A 16,438-nucleotide genomic window follows, 5' to 3' on the forward strand; every position below is an offset into this window, starting at 1 on the left:
CCCCGGCGCCGCCGCCGCTTGGCCTTGCCGGCGCATCGCCCGGCGCGGCCTTGCCGGCGCCGGCGCGCATGCTGCGCGCGCGCGCCTGGCGCTGAAGCCGCCGAACCTGTCCCGCAAGGTCAGGGTTCGGGGCGTCCAGCGGGACGACGTCTTCCACAAGCAGCTTGAAGTCGTCGTCCTGCTGCTGCACGACGGCCTGGACGACGACCAGGCCGCCCTTCGCGAGCTTGCCGGCCGTCCGCTTCCAGACCGACGGGAACACGACGGCCTCCACCCGCATAATGCGGTCCTCCAGCTCGAGGAACGCCATGGATTGCCCTTTGCGGTTCGTGAACGGCTTGAGCGATACGATCATCGCCGCCGTCACCGCAGATGAGCCGTCCGGCGCCTCGGACAGCTCGACAAGCCGGTCGAGGCCGAGGGGCGCCAGCTCCTCCTCGCGGTTGTCCAGCGGATGGCCGGACAAGTACAGGCCCAGCAGCTCGCGCTCGAATTCCAGCTGCTGAGCCGCCGTAAACGGCCTTACCTCCGGCATTTCCACCTCCCAGTTCGGCGTCTCGTCGAAGCCGAACAGGTCGATCTGCAGCTCCTCCCGCTCCTTGCGCCATTTCAGCGCCGTCTCGACCGTCTCTTCCAGCGCGCCGAGCAGCTGCGCCCGGTGTCCGGGAAGCGAATCGGCCGCGCCGGCCTGAATGAGCGATTCCAGCACCCGCTTGTTGACGACGCGCAGATCGACCCGCCGGCACAGATCGAGCAGCGACCGGAACGGCCCGTTCTTCCGTTCGGCAAGCAGCGCCTCGATCGCCTGCGTGCCGACGTTCTTGATCGAGGCCAGCCCGAAGCGGATCGCGTCCGCCACCGGGGTGAACGTGACGCCGCTCTCGTTCAGATCCGGCGGCAGCACCCGGATGCCCATGCGGCGGCATTCGTCGACATATTCCGCCGTCTTGCGCTGGTTGCCCGTCACCGAGGCGAGCATCGACGCCATGAACGGCACCGGATAATGCGCCTTCAGCCACGCCGTCTGAAACGCCAGCACGCTGTAGGCCGCCGCATGCGCGCGCGGAAAACCGTAATCCGCGAAACGCACGATCATATCGTATACGCGGTTCGCTTCCTCCGCCGTATACCCCTGCTTCAGACTGCCGTCGACAAAATGCGCCCGCTGCTCGTCCAGCACCTCGCGCTTCTTTTTCGACACCGCCCGACGGAGCAAATCCGCTTCGCCCAGCGAAAAGCCGGCCATGACCGAAGCGATCTGCATAATCTGCTCCTGGTAGACGATAATGCCGTAAGTGTCCGCCAAAATCGGCTTCAGCGCCGGGTGCGGGTATTCCACCTCCGCCAGTCCGTGCTTGCCGCGGATATACTGCGGAATAAACTCCATCGGGCCCGGCCGGTACAGGGCGTTGACCGATACGATGTCCTCGAACGCCGAAGGGCGAAGCTCCTTCAGCACGCGCCGCATGCCGGCCGACTCCAGCTGAAAAATGCCCGTCGTTTCGCCGCGCGACAGCATCGCGTACGTCTTGGGATCGTCGTCGGCCACGGCGCGGAAATCGATCTCCTCGCCGTACATCTCCCGAATCCACCCGAGCGTCCGCTCGATGATCGACAACGTGCGGAGGCCGAGAAAATCCATCTTGAGCAAGCCTATCGCTTCCAGATGCTCCATCGAATATTGGGTCAGCACCGTATTCTCGCCGCCCGCCTGCAGCGGCACGTAATCGGTCAGCGGCGCTCCGGAGATGACGACGCCGGCCGCATGGGTGGACGCATGGCGGGGCATCCCTTCGACCTTCAGCGCCATCCGGATCATTTCCCCGGTCCTCGGCTGCTTCTCGCACGCTTCCCGCAGCTCCGGACTGGCCTTGAGCGCCGCCTCCAGCGTCATGCCGGGCTGATTCGGAATCAGCTTGGCCGCCCGGTCGACTTCCGCGTACGGCACATTGAGCGCCCGGCCGACGTCGCGCACTGCGGCCCGCGCCGCCATCGTGCCGAACGTAATGATCTGGGCGACATGCTCTTCCCCGTATTTGGCCGCCACATAGGCGATCACCTCGTCGCGGCGCTCGTCGTTGAAATCGATATCGATGTCGGGCATCGACACCCGCTCCGGGTTAAGAAACCGTTCGAACAGCAGCTTGTATTTGAGCGGATCGACATCGGTAATGCGGAGGACGTAGGCGACCAGGCTGCCGGCGGACGAGCCCCGGCCGGGACCGGTGCGGATCCCCCGTTCGTGCGCAAAGCGGACGAAATCCCAGACGATCAGAAAATAATCGCTGAAGCCCATGCTGTCGATCACGGACAGCTCATACGCAAGACGCTCCTCCGCCTCCCGGCGGAACGCAGGGTCGGACTGCCACTCCGGCCGTCCCGCATACCGCGCTTCCAGTCCGTTCCGGCACAGCTCCGCCAAATACGACGCCGACGACATCCCTTCCGGCACCGGCCGGAACGCAGGCAGCGCCGCCCGTCCCAGCTTCAGCTCCAGCTCGCATTGGTCCGCGATGCGGACCGTGTTGGCAATCGCCTCCGGAACATGGCGGAACAGCCGGGCCATCTCCTCCGCGCTTTTCATGTACATCTGATCGGTGTGCATCCGCATCCGGTCGGCATCGTCGACCGTCTTGCCGGTGCCGATGCACAGCAGAACGTCCTGAACGGCGGCATCCTCTGCCCGCAAATAATGAACGTCGTTCGTGGCGACCAGCGGAATGCCGGTCTCGCGCGCCAGTTCGATCATCTCCAGGGCGACCTTCTTCTGGTCCGGCAGCCCGTGATCCTGCAGTTCCAGGTAGAAATCGTCGCCGAATACGCCGCGGTACCGGAGCGCGGCCTCCTTCGCCATGTCCCGGTTTCCGTTCAGCAGATGCTGGGAGATCTCCCCTTTCAGGCAGGAGCTCAGGCAAATGAGCCCTTCCGCATGGGCCGCCAGCGATTCCGGATCGATGCGCGGCTTGTAATGGAACCCTTCCAGATGCCCGATCGAGCACAGCTTCATCAAATTCCGGTAGCCGATTTCGTTCTTCGCCAGCAGAATCAAATGGTAGATCGGATGATCCTTGCGCGGCCCCTTGTCGAACCGCGAACCCGTCGTAACGTACATTTCGCAGCCGATTATCGGCTTGATTCCGTGCCGGACGCACGACCGGTAAAACGGCACGACGCCGTACATGACGCCGTGGTCGGTCAGCGCGAGCGCCTTCATGCCGAGGTCGGCGGCATGCGCCGCCAGATCATGGATGCGCGCCGCCCCGTCGAGCAGACTGTATTCGCTATGAACGTGCAAATGCACGAATCCGTCCCCGAGACCCATACATCGTCCTTCTTTCCGGTTGCGTAGTTAACGGGAAGGCAAACATTCGTTCCCTTTCATTTATTTTATCATATTATGCGGCCCAACGCCCATAGAATGAAGATAAAGGACGGACAGGCTTTGCGCGCCTGGCCGCTTCCGCACAAGCTCCGTGCATGAGGTGGTATCCGATGAGCTACTTTTTGAGCAAAGCGATACTCGATTTTTTTATCGCCTTCGGCGTCGTTGTCGGCGGCTCGATGCTGGCGGGCATCGGGGCGATCTTCGTGTACATGCCTCCGACGGTCGTCATGTTCGAGCAAGCCTCCCGGCTGAAAATTTGGGCGCTTGTCGCGGCTGTCGGCGGCACGATCGATCCGATGCGGGTGATCGAATCCAATATGTTCGAAGGCCATCTGTCGCCGGTCGCCCAGCAGATCGGCTTCATCCTGTGCGCCTTTCTCGGTGCGCATACCGGAACCGAGCTGATCCGGCTCATATGCAAGGGAGGCTAAAGCGATGCGCGTCCCGCCGTTCGAGCGATATACGAAAGGGCTGCAAGCGGCAGGACTTTTGCTGCTTGGCATCGTCATTGGAGCGGCGCTGTTCAACGCCGTCTATCATTCGCAATTCAACGCCCTCGTCGAGATGAAAAGCGACCTGGAGCAAAAGCTGGACCAGTACGAAGAGGACATCCGCTATTTGAACCGGTTCAAAAACCAGCACACCGTCATTAAAAGCGTGCTCCCCCGGCTGGAGGAAGAAGTGCTGGAGAAAGACGAGCAGGCGATGGACGAGATGACGAAAGGCAAGCTGAAAAGCAGGATCAAAGAGGATTTGGGCGTATTGATCGGCAAAAGCATCTACGAAATCGACTCGAACGCCCATATCGCAAGACGGCTGCTGAGCCGGAAAGTGTACAATGTGAACGGCAAAGAATTTACGGTGGAAATCAAAACGGTGCTCGTCGTCGACAATGTGCTGCAGGTATGGTTCAAGGCCGACGTATACGATCGTCCGCCCGCGTAGCGGTTTGCGGCAGTGCGGACTTTTCATTTATTATGTTACAATGGAACAAGATGCAGATTGCCCCATGTTGTCCGAATAAAGGAGTGTTACCGCAACCTATGTTCATTTTGTTTTGGGCGCTGATCGTCGCCATCGCGGCGTCGTCCGTCATGTCCGTCGTCTTCAGCTTCAAATCGCGCCGCTCCGCCGATCTGAAAAGCCGCGGCGTCTATGCCGCCCGTACGAACATATGCATGGGCATTACGCTGATTTTGCTCGCTTTCGTGCAGATGCTGATGTTCAGCGGCTCCACGCTGCGCCTTATCGTCGGCGCGGTGTTTTTGCTGCTCGGCCTGTTCAATCTGTTTGCAGGCATGCGCAACCACAGCATCTACCGGGCGATGAAGGGGTAGCCGTACGCGGCCCCCTTCTTTTTTGGTCATCCGCCGCAACCTAATACGAATCGATCATCTGCGCCGTCAAGATCGATTTGGCGGCCAGGCCGACCTCGTCCCTGATTTCCAGCTCGAGCGTGGCCGCTTTCCGGCTTACCTCCAGCGCCCGCGGCGCAATGACGATCTCGCTGTCGATCTGGACGGGGCGCACGAAGTAGGTCGTCATGCTTTCCAGCACGTGGTCCCGTTTCCCCATCTCCCGGATCATCCGCCGCGCCGCCTGCGTCATCAGCGTCGTCAGCACGCCTTCGGACACGGTGCCGAGCGATCCCGACATTTGCGGCGTAATCCGGCCCTTGTAAGTCCACTGCCCGCCTTCTTCCGTTTCCGTCTTCACAAAGCCGCCCCACATCAGATCGTCGAACGTCTCGCCCGATTCCGGCTGCTTGCCGGCGTAGCGCATCGCCTCGAGCACTTCCTGGCGGCTGATGACGCCGAGCAGCTTGCGGTGACGGTCGGTAACCGGCAGCAGATCGATCCCTTCCGTCGCCATCGTATGAGCGGCGGATGTGACGGTAATGTTCGGCGAGACGGTTATCGGGTTGCGCGTCATCAGCTTGTCCACCGTCTGATCGGGCGGGAAGCCGGCGGCATCCTTGGCCGTCATCATGCCGATGACACGGTACCGATCGTCCACGACCGGAAACCGGTAAAGTCCCGTTTCGCCCGACAGCCGGTGAAACTCGGCCACCGTGTCGTCCGGCCGCATCACCGACGCCGGGCGGCTCAGCGTCACAATGTCTTCGATCAGCACGATTTTCCGCTTGATCAGCCGATCGTACATCGCCCTGTTGATCATCGACGCCACCGTAAACGTATCGTGGCGGGAAGACAGCACCGGCAGCCCGAGCTCGTCCGCCAGCGCCTTCACCTCGGGGCTCGGTTCGAATCCCCCGGTGATGAGCACGCCCGCCCCCACTTCCAGCGCGCAGCGGTGGGCGCTTTCGCGGTTCCCTACGATCAGCAGGCTTCCCTCGTCGATGTAGCGCAGCATCGCGTCCAGCTCCATCGCGCCGATCACGAACTTGTGCAGCGTCTTGTCGAGGCCGGCTTCGCCCCCGTACAGCTGCCCCTCCACAATGTCCGCCACCTCGCGGAACGTCAGTTGTTCGAGCGAACTTCGCTTTTTGCGGTCGACGCGGACGGTGCCGATCCTCTCCTTCGTCGTGACCAGCCCGAGCGATTCGGCCTCCTTGATCGCCTTGTAGGCGGTTCCTTCGGACACATCGAGCGCCTTCGCCGTTTTCCGTACCGATATTTTGGAGCCGATCGGCAAACTTTGAATGTACGCCAATATTTGCTCATGCTTCGTAACGGCTTCCTGGCCGGCCCCCGATTCCGTATCCATTTTCTTCCCCTCCTTGCTGCAGCGTTTCCAAAAACTATTTTCATTTTACCAAAAACAAAGTAAAGTTAATATGTGAAAGGAAACTGCCGGAACCGCGGCCTGTCGATGCTTGAAGGAGACCTGTTTATGGAGTACGCGCTCGAATTGCTCTTGTTTACCCTATGCATATCCATTCCTCAAACGATCGCCAACGTCTGGTTCAGCTTTGTATTCTGGGGAATTCAGGCCGATCGTTTCTGGAGACGGCTGCTGCTCTTTTCCATCTTATATTCGGGGTATCTTTATTTCGGATATCACGGCCTGCCGATGCCGTGGCATATGATCGGTTCCATGGCCGCCTGTTTTTTGTTTTTATATTTGGTGTTCCGCGAGTTTTCGCCCAAAATCGTGACGATCATCGTGGCCACCGGCTTCATTCTGACGTTTTTGTACGAAACGGTCATCGCTTCCGTGATCGTTCAGTTCATGCCGTTCGAACAAATCCGCACCGGTCCGTTGTATTGGAAAATCATTTTTTTCTGGCCAGCCTACGCATCGATCGCGCTGCTCAGCTGGTGGCTGGACAAACAACAAATCTATCCCGCAATCCGGATCCGCCGCATGATTCTGGAATTCAAACCGAAAATGTTTTTCGGATTTCTGCTGTCCATTGCGGTCCAGCTCGCGTTATTTTCCTTACTGTTTATTTTTTCTTTCATCGAGGTTCGACAGCAGCTGGCAATGGCGATCATGTATCTCTGCCTGGCCAGCGTCGCGGTCGTCATGTTCCTCGCGCTCCGGCTCACGGCCAAAATGCGCGAAGATGCCATTTTTGCGACGCAAAGCGCTTATGTCGGCGACCTGATCCGGATGGTGACGACCGTGCGCGGACAGCGGCATGACTTTGCCAACCATCTGCAGGTCATACACGCAATGGCAAAAAGGGGCCATCTCGAAGCGCTGCTTGCCTATATCATGGAATTGGCGGAAGATATCCGGGTATGGGACGACGTGGCGAGCGATCTGCCGTCGCCGGCCATCTCGGCGCTGATTCAGGCGAAAGCGGCGATCGCGGCAGAGCGAGGCATTCGCTTCGAATGCCGGTATACCGATTCCAAATCCGCCTATGAATCGATGAAAAGCATCGATTTCGTCCGCATCGTCGGCAATTTGCTCGATAACGCGTTCGATGAAGTGATGAAGCTTCCGGACGATGCGCGGCATGTGCGGCTGAGGCTGTCGAAGGAAGATGCGAAGCTGGTCATCGAAGTATCCAACCGTTGCTTTTTCTTCAATGAGGAAATGCGAAAGCATTTGTTCGTTCCGGGATATACGACGAAGAAAGGCAATCATGCGGGGCTCGGGCTGTCCATCGTCGCCGATCGGGTGAAGCACTACAAAGGAAGACTGAACGTGACGTTCGAGGAAGGCTACCTGCATTTTACCGCTACGGTTCCGTTAAGACAGCCTGTTTTCTCCTGATTGCGTTGCGCGGCGCACCGTTTGCCGGAACCGGCCGGGCGGGTCCGGCGGGCGATTCGGGACATACGCCGTCAGGCCCGGACTTGCAAAAGCGCTTGACAGCGCCAATCAAGCCCGGGCATCGCGATATGCGGTTTTTCAGGCCGGAATCATGTGCTTCGCCGACTCTCTAGCTTTCCGTTCGGCCGCGCCGAACGGCTCCGGCCCGCTCAATGCCGCGCTGCCACATTCTCCATTTGGCGCGGCGAATACGCTCCAGCTCCCGCCGCTTCTCCTCGCTCTGCCCGATCAGCATCCACAGATTGGCGCCAGCGGCCAGCAGCGCCAATACCGTCCAGGCCAGCCCGAACACGCTCTCGGCGCTCCATCCGCCTCCGAGTTCGAGACGCGGCAATGCGTACACCAGCATCGCCAGGGCGGCGACCAAATAGAGAGCGTGCCGCCATTGTCGAATCGTCATCCTCGCATCAGCTCCTCCGAACGAAAGATACGGCTTCAACTTGTCCGCATCATCATTCTATGCCGCCGAAAGCCGCCATATGTCAATCCAGCACCGATTTCAGCACATCGGACATAATCCGGTTCACATCCTCGTATACGACGACGAATCTCCGCTCCGCTTCGAACAGCCGGTTAATGAGCGGGCTGTGGGCAAGATCCTCGTACAACCTGCCGATCGCTTCCATTTCTTCCTCCGAAGGTTCCTCGCCGGACATCATCTGCTGCTGGAGCGCATTCTGGCGCTCCCGAAAATCGTCCAGCACAAGCTTCGCTTCCTGATCCTGTTCCGCGGCCAGCCGGGCGGCGCGGAGTTCCGCCGCTTCCGGACATTCCTTGAGCGCCTTGGCCAACTCATAGGCCTTGTCGTACACATTCATTCGCTTGCTCCTCCTTTGACGAACCGCCTCATTTTCGGTTGCCCTGCCGTCAAATTCCATAATTCGATCATAACATCGGAGCGGCGCCGGAGCAAAGTCGTCGGCCGGCATCGTCCGCTCGAACGGGACATGCCAACTTTCGCATGCTGCGCGAGGTGGCCAATCACCAAGGGGTAGATGTCCTCATATGATGAAGTAGTTCGTGTCTATGGCCCTGCCGGTTCTCCCGGAACGCCCAGATGAATATCCCGAACGTCAAATCTTATCCTCCCGTCCGGAAGGAGTTTTACGATGCAGAAGTCGAAAGTCGCCATCCAGGTGATTAACCCCGGCCTGCTGCCGGACGATACGGTCATGCTTGGCGAAATGTACATGAAGCAGTGGAAAATTCCAGAGGGCCAGCCCGTCGTATTGAAATTCGGCGCATTCCGGCAGCCGGTCAAAGTCGTTCCCGTCGCCCGTTACGACGGCATGAGAATCAGTCAGCAGTTGGCCCGTCGGATGGGCATTCCGGCCGGCGCCTCGCTTCGTATCCTGTATCGCCCGGTCTCTTCAACGCTTTCGCTCGGCCCGCTCATCGGGGTATTGATCAGCCGCGACTATCCCGGCATGCCCGACAGGCCCTTCGGGGCGATTACGCAGTTTTGTAAAGAACTGGTCGAGGCATGCCGGCTTCAGGGGGCTATGGCATACTTCTTTACCCCTGATCAGATCGGAGAAAGCGCCAATTATATCGAAGGATGGGTTTGCCCGGCAGGAAAGTGGTTTCGTCAGACGATGCCCGTAGCCGATGTCATCAACAACAGACTGACCACCCGCAAGCTGGAAAACCGCTCCAGCGTGCAACGATTTATGAAGGAAACAAAGGCGCGGCATCAGACCCATTTTTTCAACGAAAAGTTTCTTGATAAAACCGAAGTGTTCGATTCGCTTAAGCAAGACCTTTCCTTAACCCGCTATTTGCCGGAATCGCACCTGCTCGGAAGTTATTCGACGCTCAAAGCGATGTGCTCCCGCTATCCGGTTGTCTTCCTGAAGCCGATCAGAGGAAGTCTCGGCAAAGGCATCATGCGGATTTCGCGGACTGAAGGCGGCGGCTTGCTGGCTCTGAGCACGACCGCCGGCGGAACGCGAAAACAGCAGTACGCGAACGCGCAGAAGCTGTTCTCGGCCATCTCCGGCAAGATGAAGACGGTGCGGTACCAGATTCAGCAAGGACTACAGCTGATCGATATTCAGAATCGGCCGGTCGATTTTCGCGCGCTCGTGCAGAAGAACAGCAAAGGGAAATGGACCATTACGTCCATTGTCGGCCGGATTGCCGGGAATCATCATTTCGTTTCCAACCTGGCCCGCGGCGGTACGCTTACGACCGTGAAAGGGGCGATCGCCAGATCGAATCTTGCGCCCGGCACAAGCCGCCAGGAGGCGGCCGGACGGCTGCAGCGCGCCGCCCTTGAAATCGCCGCCGGCATCGACGCGCATATCCCGGCCCATTTCGGCGAGCTTGGCATCGATCTGGCCCTGGATACAAGCGGCCGGGTATGGCTGCTCGAAGTCAATTCCAAGCCATCGAAAAACGACAATACGCCGCTTAACGACAACAAAATAAGACCGTCCGTCCGCAAATTGATCCAATACGCGCGATATTTGTGCGGCTATTGATGGAGGAACTTTCCCATGCGACTCGTTATCGCGATTTTAACGTCAGGAACCGAATATGTCCCGATCCTGCCCGGCCGGTCCGAAGCGGTCCGTCCCGGTGCGGCTTTCCGGCGCAAATTGCGAATGCCGGAAGACGGCTTCTGCCGGGAGCTGGCCGTATATGGATCCGGACTCGATCTGGATGTCGTCGTGATCTGTCCGGACCGCGCAGCCGGCGAATGGCACAGTTACCGCCTGGCCGAAGGCGAATGGCAGGAATGCGGGCCGCTGCTTCCCGACATTGTATACGACCGCTGCTTCGGTTGTCAGGCAGGTGAACGCAGCCGCTGCCGAACGCTGCTGAAAACTCTGGCGGAGCACAAGCCCTTTGTGCTGCTGAGCAGCGAGCTGCCCGGGAAGTGGGAAGTCTACCGCACCCTTCGCCGGTATCCGGAGCTGGCGCCGTTGCTCCCGCCGACGATGCGGTACGACGGCGCGGTCTCCTTGCGCGCGGCCGCCCGCGCTTACGGAGACGACCTTATCCTGAAGCCTGCGGCAGGGATGCAGGGGCGCGGAATTATACGCATCCGCACGGTCGGCGGCCGCCTGCGCCTGACCGGACGGTCGCGCCTTAACCGGCCGTTCACGTTATCGTTCGCGGATGCGACAGGTTGCAGCGAATGGACGAAGCGTTTCATCGGGACGGCCCATTACCTGATTCAGCCGTATTTACAGCTTGCGGACTCGAGCGGCAGACCGTTCGATCTGCGAGTATTGATGCAGAAAAACGGAAACGGCCGTTGGACGGAGACCGGATCGGCGATTCGGCTCGGCTTTCCGGGGTCAGTGACGTCCAACCTGCATGGCGGCGGAACACCGCGCCCGGCGCGCGCCTGGCTGCGCGAAACGTATGGCGAGACCGCAGCCGACGACCTGCTCGGCAACATTGTCCGATGGAGCCATACGGCCGCCGAGACGCTGGAACAACACTACGGAAGATTCGCGGAAATCGGTTTCGATTACGGTATCGATCGGAACGGGCGACCATGGCTTTTGGAGGCCAACTCCAAGCCGGGACGGCAATCGTTTCGAATGCTGGGCGATTCGCAAGCGGCGAAAGATTCGGTCATACAGCCGCTGCTGTACGCCCGACTCCTCGGGCGCCGATACTCTCCTTTCGAAACGAACGTATCTTGATCGACCGCCGACCATGACGAGAAGCTTTTCAACCCGGTGATTATCGGAGAAAGGTTCAGGAGGTCCATTCATGAGTTTGACATTATGCAACGTTCACTTCTCGAGGCAAGCCGACCGCGTCGTCTATTTGACTCCACCCCTGTCCAAAACGCTCAAGCTGGCAGGCAAAAATACGGTTCGGTTCAAGCTCGGTCAAGAAGTCATCGCTGCCGCCGTCAAAACGATCAAAAGGCAGGGACACCACATGTATGTGTCGGCCGGCGTACGGCAGTCGATCCGCATTCCGAAGACGGGCAACGTCTATTTGCTAAGCACGGGAAATGAAGTGCAGCTCGGACCGCTGATCGGTATTTTGACCGATTCCGATCTGAAATCCTCGAGCTCTCCTTTCGGTTCGCGGACAGGATTTATCCGTCAACTGATCCGGCTCGGCGAGAAAAAAGCGTATTTCTTCGCGTTTACGCCCCGCGACATTAATTGGCAGAAGGAAACGGTGAACGGCCATTTCCTGAACGCGCAGGGGGGGTGGTACCGCAAGACGGTGCCGCTCCCGGATGTTGTTTACAACCGGCTGCCGAGCCGAAGAGCGGAGACGAGTCTGTCCATCGCGTCGCTCAGAGAACGTTTCGTCCGGCGAAAAATCCCGTTTTTCAACTGGAGCTTTTTAAACAAGTCCGATGTTTACAAGATGCTCGATCAGGATGTCGAGGCGCTGAAGCATCTCCCGGAGTCGGTATCCGGCCCAAGCGCTAAAAAAATTAAAGAGATGCTGGAGAAGCACCATTTTGTCTATTTGAAACCGACCGGCGGAAGCCTTGGCATCGGCATCTACCGATTGACCTATCATCCGAAGCGCGGCTATTTCGCCCGTTATCGAAGCGGCAACAGCAATGTGCTGCTGCGCTTCTCCAAGTTTCAAAACCTGATTCGCATGCTGCAAAGCCGTCACGGCGGCCGGCTCGGAAGCTACGTCGCGCAGCAGGGTATCCGGCTGATCGAAATCGACAACTGCCCGATCGATTTCCGGTTTCATATGCATAAGAACGGCCGCAACGAATGGGTGCCCGCCGGTATCGGCGCGAAGAAAGCCGGTCGCGGCAGCGTCACGACCCATATCAAGAACGGCGGTTCGCTGCTGACGCCGGAGCAGGCCCTGAACCGCGCTTTTGGCAACAGGGCGGCCGAAGTGCTGGAGAAGGCCAAGAGGGTAGCCGTCCGCCTGTCCGAAGCGATCGAGCGGAATTATCCGCATCGGCTTGGTGAACTCGGTCTGGACATCGGCATCGACAAGGACGGCGAAGTCTGGATGTTCGAAGCGAACGCCAAGCCGGGCCGCTCGATCTTCAAGCATCCGGCGCTGAAGTCCCAGGGCCGGGCTTCACTAGAGCTTATATTGGAGCATTGCCTCTATTTAAGCCGCTTCCAGGGAGGGTCAAACGATGAAGCCTGAACATGCGGAAGACACGTCCGTTCATGAGTTGAACGCCGATCGTCCGGTACTGGCCATTTTGACGATCGATGACGACGTTTTGATGTTCCGGGGCAACCGAGCCAATTTTGCCGATCTGATCCGAACCGGCCGGGAGATGGGCTTCATCGTCTATGTGCTTACCGTCAAGGATCTGAAGCTGAAACGAAGTACAGTGAAGGGATATACCTACCACGAGAAATCCGACACCTGGTCTCGTCAGCAGTTCCCGTTCCCCGACATTATCTATAACCGGATTCCGCAGCGCGAGGATGAAATGCTGCCGCTCGTCCGCAAAAAATTAGCGGCCTGCCTTCGAAACCCGCGGCTGAAGCTGTTCAATCCGACCTTTTTCAACAAATGGCAGCTATTCGAATGGCTCCGCTCTTCCAGTTCGACGAAGCCGTTCATTCCGACGACGCAGCGCCTGCTAACGAGCGCAGGACTGCACCGGCTGATGCGCAAACATTCCTATTTATATCTCAAACCGGTAAGCGGAAAAGCCGGGAAAGGCATTATGACGGTTAAATTGCTGCCCGAGAAGCAGCTTCCGTTTCGTTTGAAAATACAGGAGGACAAGAAAAGCATTACTTACAATTGCGCCTCTCTTCCGAAACTATGGAACCGCATCGTGAAACAATGCGGCAATGCGCCGTACATTGTGCAGCAAGGAATACGGCTTGCCCAATTTAACGACCGAAAATTCGACCTGCGGGCGCTCGTGCAAAAAAATCAGCGCGGCCAATGGGAACTGACCGGCATCGGTGCCCGCGTCGCCGGTTCCTTCAGCATTACGACGCATGTGCCAAGAGGCGGCAGCATTGAGGATCCCTTCAAGCTGCTGAACAGTTACTTTGGCCAGGAGCAAGCGCATATTATCCAGACCAAGGTCAAAAATGCCGTGCTTGCGATCGCCAGACAAATCGAGCGGGGATCGGGCCAAGCGCTCGGGGAAATGTCTCTCGACCTGGGCGTCGACCGTAACGGGAAGATTTGGTTTTTCGAGGCCAATGCGAAACCGATGAAGTTCGACGAAACGCATATCCGGCGCAAATCGCTCGAGCAGATTTTTCATTACAGCCAGTATTTGTACAACAAAAAAACGGCGAAAGCGGGGGGAGCATGAACATGCGAATCAAGCTGATGACGCCGGAAGAATGGCCGATTTACCAAAGCCGGATCGTCGCCTTCGCGGTTCGGTACGGCGACCGCCGGCTGACAGCCGCCGCGCTGAAGCGGCTTCGTCAGCTCGAGCCCTCGGCTCTGGCGCCGGTTCCAGCGGAGGAGACGCCATCCTCCGCGATCGCGATCGCGCTCCGGGACGGCAAGCTGACGGGTTTCGCCTTCGCGGAAGGCGCGGGCGAGAAAACCTGCATCGTCGTGACACATCCCGATTCCCGAGGACTCGGCATCGCCAGCCAGCTGCTGCTTCGTTTGCGCAGCTATTTCGGACGGTTGTCCTGCCGGGTTGCATCGGACAATGCCGCCAGTATGGCGGCCTGCTTCAATGCCGGCATGATTGCCGTTGGCCTCTCACCAGGGCCGACCGGCAAGCCGACGCTTCGCTTCGAGACGCCCGATTCGATACCCGCAAAGTCATAGCCGTTGCTTACGAAGCGGACTTTGCTTTGCAAAGTCTTAGGAGGAATCATGATGGCTAAGCCCGTACTGGGCATTCTGACACTATATCTGAACGACAACGGATTGCTGGAGGAAAAGTCGGTCTACCAAAAAATGATTGCCGCCGGCCTGAAGCTAGGTCTCGAAATGTTCGTATTTACACCGCAGGATGTGGACTACCGGCAGCACCGCATCCATGCGCTGTTTTACAATACGGAAACGAAAACCTGGTCGCGCAAGTGGACGAAGTTCCCGCATATGATTTTTGACCGGTGCCGGATACAGCGCAGCCGCCGTTTCGAGCAGTTGAAGCGGTTCCGCAGCGTTTACGGTCATCTCACTTTCCTGAACCGTCCCCTGCGCAACAAGTGGACGGTGTACCGGACGCTGCAGAAAAACGAGCGGTTCCGTCCCCATCTGCCGGCCACCCGGTTTTATGAAAGCATGCGTGACGTGAACGAAATGCTGAAGAAATATCCGCTTCTTTATCTCAAGCCGATTAACGGTACGGGAGGACGGGGTATCCTGCGGATCGAGCGCAAGTCGGACGGCACGCTGCTCATCCAGGGGCGCGACCGCAACAGGCGCATCATCAAGCCGCAGCGAATCAGCTATACCGTATTGCACGCCAGGCTGCCGACCTGGAATTTGAAAGAACAAAAGTATCTCGTTCAGCAAGGCATTCATTTGAAGCTGCCAAACGGACGCGTCCACGATTATCGGATGCTGGTTCAAAAGAACGGCGCGGGCGAATGGGAGATGACCGGCTGTGCGGGGCGGGTCGGAAGCAGAGGCAGCATTACGTCGAATTTGCATGGCGGCGGGGAGGCTGTGCCGATGCGAACGTTGCTCCTGAAATGGATTGGCGACGAAGCTTTGGCGGACAGCGTCCAGCAGCAGGCGAAGGAGCTTGGCGAGGAGATCGCGGCTTACTTGGAGAAATCTTATAATGAGTTGTGCGAGCTTGCTCTGGATCTGGCCATCGACCGGCAAGGACGGATCTGGCTGCTGGAAGTAAATCCGAAGCCGGCCCGCGAAGTGTTCGCCAAAGCCGGAGAAAAGGAGACGTACCGGAAAGCTATTATACGGCCGCTCGAATATGCGCTGTGGGTTTATCAGGAGAATCGCAAACGCAAACGCCGACAACAGTCGAACAAGTCCGCCCTCCTTGTCGACGGCGGCAATGATTCGACCGAAGCGGATGCGAACGTGAACCCGGAACGTTAAACGTACCGGGTTTACGCGCTGCGGATGTACGGGACAAGGCCGGACCGCGCCGGACTTACGCCTGTGCCCGCCGGGGAAGGGCAAGCTCCAGCAATTCGCGGAAGTCTTCAATTAACCGGTCCGCATCTTTCAACTCATCCTTCCGGCCGTATCCGGCGTAAGCGCATCCGATGACCGGCAGTCCGTTCTTATGGCCTGCTTCCACATCGGAAGAGCGGTCGCCGATCATCCAGGCCGACGCGATGCCATGGTCGGCAAGCAAGCGGGCGACAAGGTCGACTTTGCTTGCCGTTCCGTACTCGCCCGCGCTGTACAGACCGTCGAATAACGGCGCGATTCCTTTATGATAGGCAACCCCTTTCACATAGTCCTCCAGACCGTTGCTGGCGACGAACAGCTTGAAGCCGCTCTCCTTAAGCTGCCGCAACGTTTCGGCGACATGAGGATACAGCCGGCCTTCGCCGGCTTCAAGATATTCCAATTCGTAGCGAAGAAGGAGCTCGTCGGCCCGTTTCCGCGCCGCATCCGAACCGTCCGGCATCACGATTCGCCAAATGTCGTCAAGAAGCATGCCCAGGCTGCCGAGCAGCCGTTCTACCGGCGGCGTCTCCTGCAAATACAAGCCTTCCTCCCGCAGCTGCCGAAACAGGCGGTCATGTACGCGCTCGAGAAGGGTGGCCGTTTCCAGCAATGTGCCGTCCATATCGAAAATAAGTGCCTCGGGCGGGTGCAATACTTGTTGCAACGCGGTTTTCTCTCCTTTCTGTTTGCCCTAATCATACAGAAAGGGAGAGTCGGCTGCAAGCCGTTCGCGATCACTCAGTTAAAATG

At 58.6% G+C, this 16,438-nt stretch carries 15 protein-coding genes; 10 read left to right on the forward strand and 5 right to left on the reverse strand.

All coding sequences use genetic code 11. The features are described 5' to 3' along the window. The coding region (locus ABEV74_RS20940; protein ID WP_430149271.1) for a DNA polymerase III subunit alpha at positions 1-3,322 on the reverse strand (3,322 nt) is incomplete at its 3' end. A 170-nt stretch (positions 3,323-3,492) separates the two neighbouring features. Here ABEV74_RS20940 and ABEV74_RS20945 point away from each other — a divergent pair. From ABEV74_RS20945 to ABEV74_RS20955, 3 genes are all read left to right on the forward strand, one after another. After that, the gene (locus ABEV74_RS20945; protein WP_430149274.1) at positions 3,493-3,816 is read left to right on the forward strand and encodes a YtrH family sporulation protein; all 324 of its coding nucleotides are present in this window, start codon (positions 3,493-3,495) and stop codon (positions 3,814-3,816) included. 4 nt (positions 3,817-3,820) lie between these two features. Continuing rightward, positions 3,821-4,330, forward strand: a complete 510-nt coding sequence (locus ABEV74_RS20950) for a sporulation membrane protein YtrI (RefSeq protein ID WP_430149277.1) — start codon at positions 3,821-3,823, stop codon at positions 4,328-4,330. A gap of 98 nt (positions 4,331-4,428) precedes the next feature. After that, entirely contained in the window at positions 4,429-4,722 is a 294-nt protein-coding gene (locus ABEV74_RS20955) for a YtpI family protein (protein WP_062491738.1), read from the forward strand. 40 nt (positions 4,723-4,762) lie between these two features. On the opposite strand, the gene ABEV74_RS20960 is transcribed toward ABEV74_RS20955, so the two are convergent. Then, entirely contained in the window at positions 4,763-6,112 is a 1,350-nt protein-coding gene (locus ABEV74_RS20960) for a DRTGG domain-containing protein (protein ID WP_430149279.1), read from the reverse strand. A gap of 126 nt (positions 6,113-6,238) precedes the next feature. Between ABEV74_RS20960 and ABEV74_RS20965 the strand changes: the two genes are divergently transcribed. Next, positions 6,239-7,573, forward strand: a complete 1,335-nt coding sequence (locus ABEV74_RS20965; RefSeq protein WP_430149281.1) for a sensor histidine kinase — start codon at positions 6,239-6,241, stop codon at positions 7,571-7,573. Between the two features lie 169 nt (positions 7,574-7,742). On the opposite strand, the gene ABEV74_RS20970 is transcribed toward ABEV74_RS20965, so the two are convergent. After that, entirely contained in the window at positions 7,743-8,033 is a 291-nt protein-coding gene (locus tag ABEV74_RS20970) for a hypothetical protein (RefSeq protein WP_430149284.1), read from the reverse strand. Positions 8,034-8,115: 82 nt separating this feature from the next. Next, positions 8,116-8,451 carry a YlbF family regulator gene (locus ABEV74_RS20975; RefSeq protein ID WP_430149286.1) on the reverse strand — a complete coding sequence of 112 codons (336 nt, stop codon included), beginning with the start codon at positions 8,449-8,451 and terminating at the stop codon, positions 8,116-8,118. 291 nt (positions 8,452-8,742) lie between these two features. Here ABEV74_RS20975 and ABEV74_RS20980 point away from each other — a divergent pair, with 291 nt between their 5' ends. The 6 genes from ABEV74_RS20980 to ABEV74_RS21005 all read left to right on the forward strand — a co-directional run bounded on the left by ABEV74_RS20980 (position 8,743) and on the right by ABEV74_RS21005 (position 15,607). Next, positions 8,743-10,116 carry a YheC/YheD family endospore coat-associated protein gene (locus ABEV74_RS20980; protein ID WP_430149289.1) on the forward strand — a complete coding sequence of 458 codons (1,374 nt, stop codon included), beginning with the start codon at positions 8,743-8,745 and terminating at the stop codon, positions 10,114-10,116. A 15-nt stretch (positions 10,117-10,131) separates the two neighbouring features. After that, positions 10,132-11,292, forward strand: coding sequence for a YheC/YheD family endospore coat-associated protein (locus tag ABEV74_RS20985; RefSeq protein WP_430149292.1), 1,161 nt, complete (start codon positions 10,132-10,134; stop codon positions 11,290-11,292). 70 nt (positions 11,293-11,362) lie between these two features. Then, positions 11,363-12,742 carry a YheC/YheD family endospore coat-associated protein gene (locus ABEV74_RS20990; RefSeq protein WP_430149294.1) on the forward strand — a complete coding sequence of 460 codons (1,380 nt, stop codon included), beginning with the start codon at positions 11,363-11,365 and terminating at the stop codon, positions 12,740-12,742. Next, complete coding sequence (locus ABEV74_RS20995; RefSeq protein WP_430149296.1) at positions 12,732-13,886, forward strand: YheC/YheD family endospore coat-associated protein; 1,155 nt, start codon at positions 12,732-12,734, stop codon at positions 13,884-13,886. The genes ABEV74_RS20990 and ABEV74_RS20995 overlap by 11 nt, the downstream gene beginning before the upstream one ends. Before the next feature lie 2 nt (positions 13,887-13,888). Then, complete coding sequence (locus ABEV74_RS21000; protein WP_430149298.1) at positions 13,889-14,362, forward strand: GNAT family N-acetyltransferase; 474 nt, start codon at positions 13,889-13,891, stop codon at positions 14,360-14,362. A gap of 51 nt (positions 14,363-14,413) precedes the next feature. Next, positions 14,414-15,607, forward strand: a complete 1,194-nt coding sequence (locus tag ABEV74_RS21005) for a YheC/YheD family endospore coat-associated protein (RefSeq protein WP_430149300.1) — start codon at positions 14,414-14,416, stop codon at positions 15,605-15,607. A gap of 55 nt (positions 15,608-15,662) precedes the next feature. Here the strand turns inward: ABEV74_RS21005 and ABEV74_RS21010 are convergent, their stop codons facing one another. After that, the gene (locus tag ABEV74_RS21010; protein ID WP_062491718.1) at positions 15,663-16,352 is read right to left on the reverse strand and encodes an HAD family hydrolase; all 690 of its coding nucleotides are present in this window, start codon (positions 16,350-16,352) and stop codon (positions 15,663-15,665) included. Positions 16,353-16,438: the final 86 nt, after the last annotated feature.

The organism is Paenibacillus cisolokensis, from assembly GCF_050481165.1.
Taxonomy (GTDB): domain Bacteria; phylum Bacillota; class Bacilli; order Paenibacillales; family Paenibacillaceae; genus Paenibacillus_AH; species Paenibacillus_AH cisolokensis.

Bases quoted from the DNA above. Each gene is read 5' to 3' on its own strand.
- ABEV74_RS20945 (WP_430149274.1), top strand. From the start codon at position 3,493: ATGAGCTACTTTTTGAGCAAAGCGATACTCGATTTTTTTATCGCCTTC.
- ABEV74_RS20950 (WP_430149277.1), top strand. From the start codon at position 3,821: ATGCGCGTCCCGCCGTTCGAGCGATATACGAAAGGGCTGCAAGCGGCA.
- ABEV74_RS20955 (WP_062491738.1), top strand. From the start codon at position 4,429: ATGTTCATTTTGTTTTGGGCGCTGATCGTCGCCATCGCGGCGTCGTCC.
- ABEV74_RS20960 (WP_430149279.1), bottom strand. From the start codon at position 6,112: ATGGATACGGAATCGGGGGCCGGCCAGGAAGCCGTTACGAAGCATGAG.
- ABEV74_RS20965 (WP_430149281.1), top strand. From the start codon at position 6,239: ATGGAGTACGCGCTCGAATTGCTCTTGTTTACCCTATGCATATCCATT.
- ABEV74_RS20970 (WP_430149284.1), bottom strand. From the start codon at position 8,033: ATGACGATTCGACAATGGCGGCACGCTCTCTATTTGGTCGCCGCCCTG.
- ABEV74_RS20975 (WP_430149286.1), bottom strand. From the start codon at position 8,451: ATGAATGTGTACGACAAGGCCTATGAGTTGGCCAAGGCGCTCAAGGAA.
- ABEV74_RS20980 (WP_430149289.1), top strand. From the start codon at position 8,743: ATGCAGAAGTCGAAAGTCGCCATCCAGGTGATTAACCCCGGCCTGCTG.
- ABEV74_RS20985 (WP_430149292.1), top strand. From the start codon at position 10,132: ATGCGACTCGTTATCGCGATTTTAACGTCAGGAACCGAATATGTCCCG.
- ABEV74_RS20990 (WP_430149294.1), top strand. From the start codon at position 11,363: ATGAGTTTGACATTATGCAACGTTCACTTCTCGAGGCAAGCCGACCGC.
- ABEV74_RS20995 (WP_430149296.1), top strand. From the start codon at position 12,732: ATGAAGCCTGAACATGCGGAAGACACGTCCGTTCATGAGTTGAACGCC.
- ABEV74_RS21000 (WP_430149298.1), top strand. From the start codon at position 13,889: ATGCGAATCAAGCTGATGACGCCGGAAGAATGGCCGATTTACCAAAGC.
- ABEV74_RS21005 (WP_430149300.1), top strand. From the start codon at position 14,414: ATGGCTAAGCCCGTACTGGGCATTCTGACACTATATCTGAACGACAAC.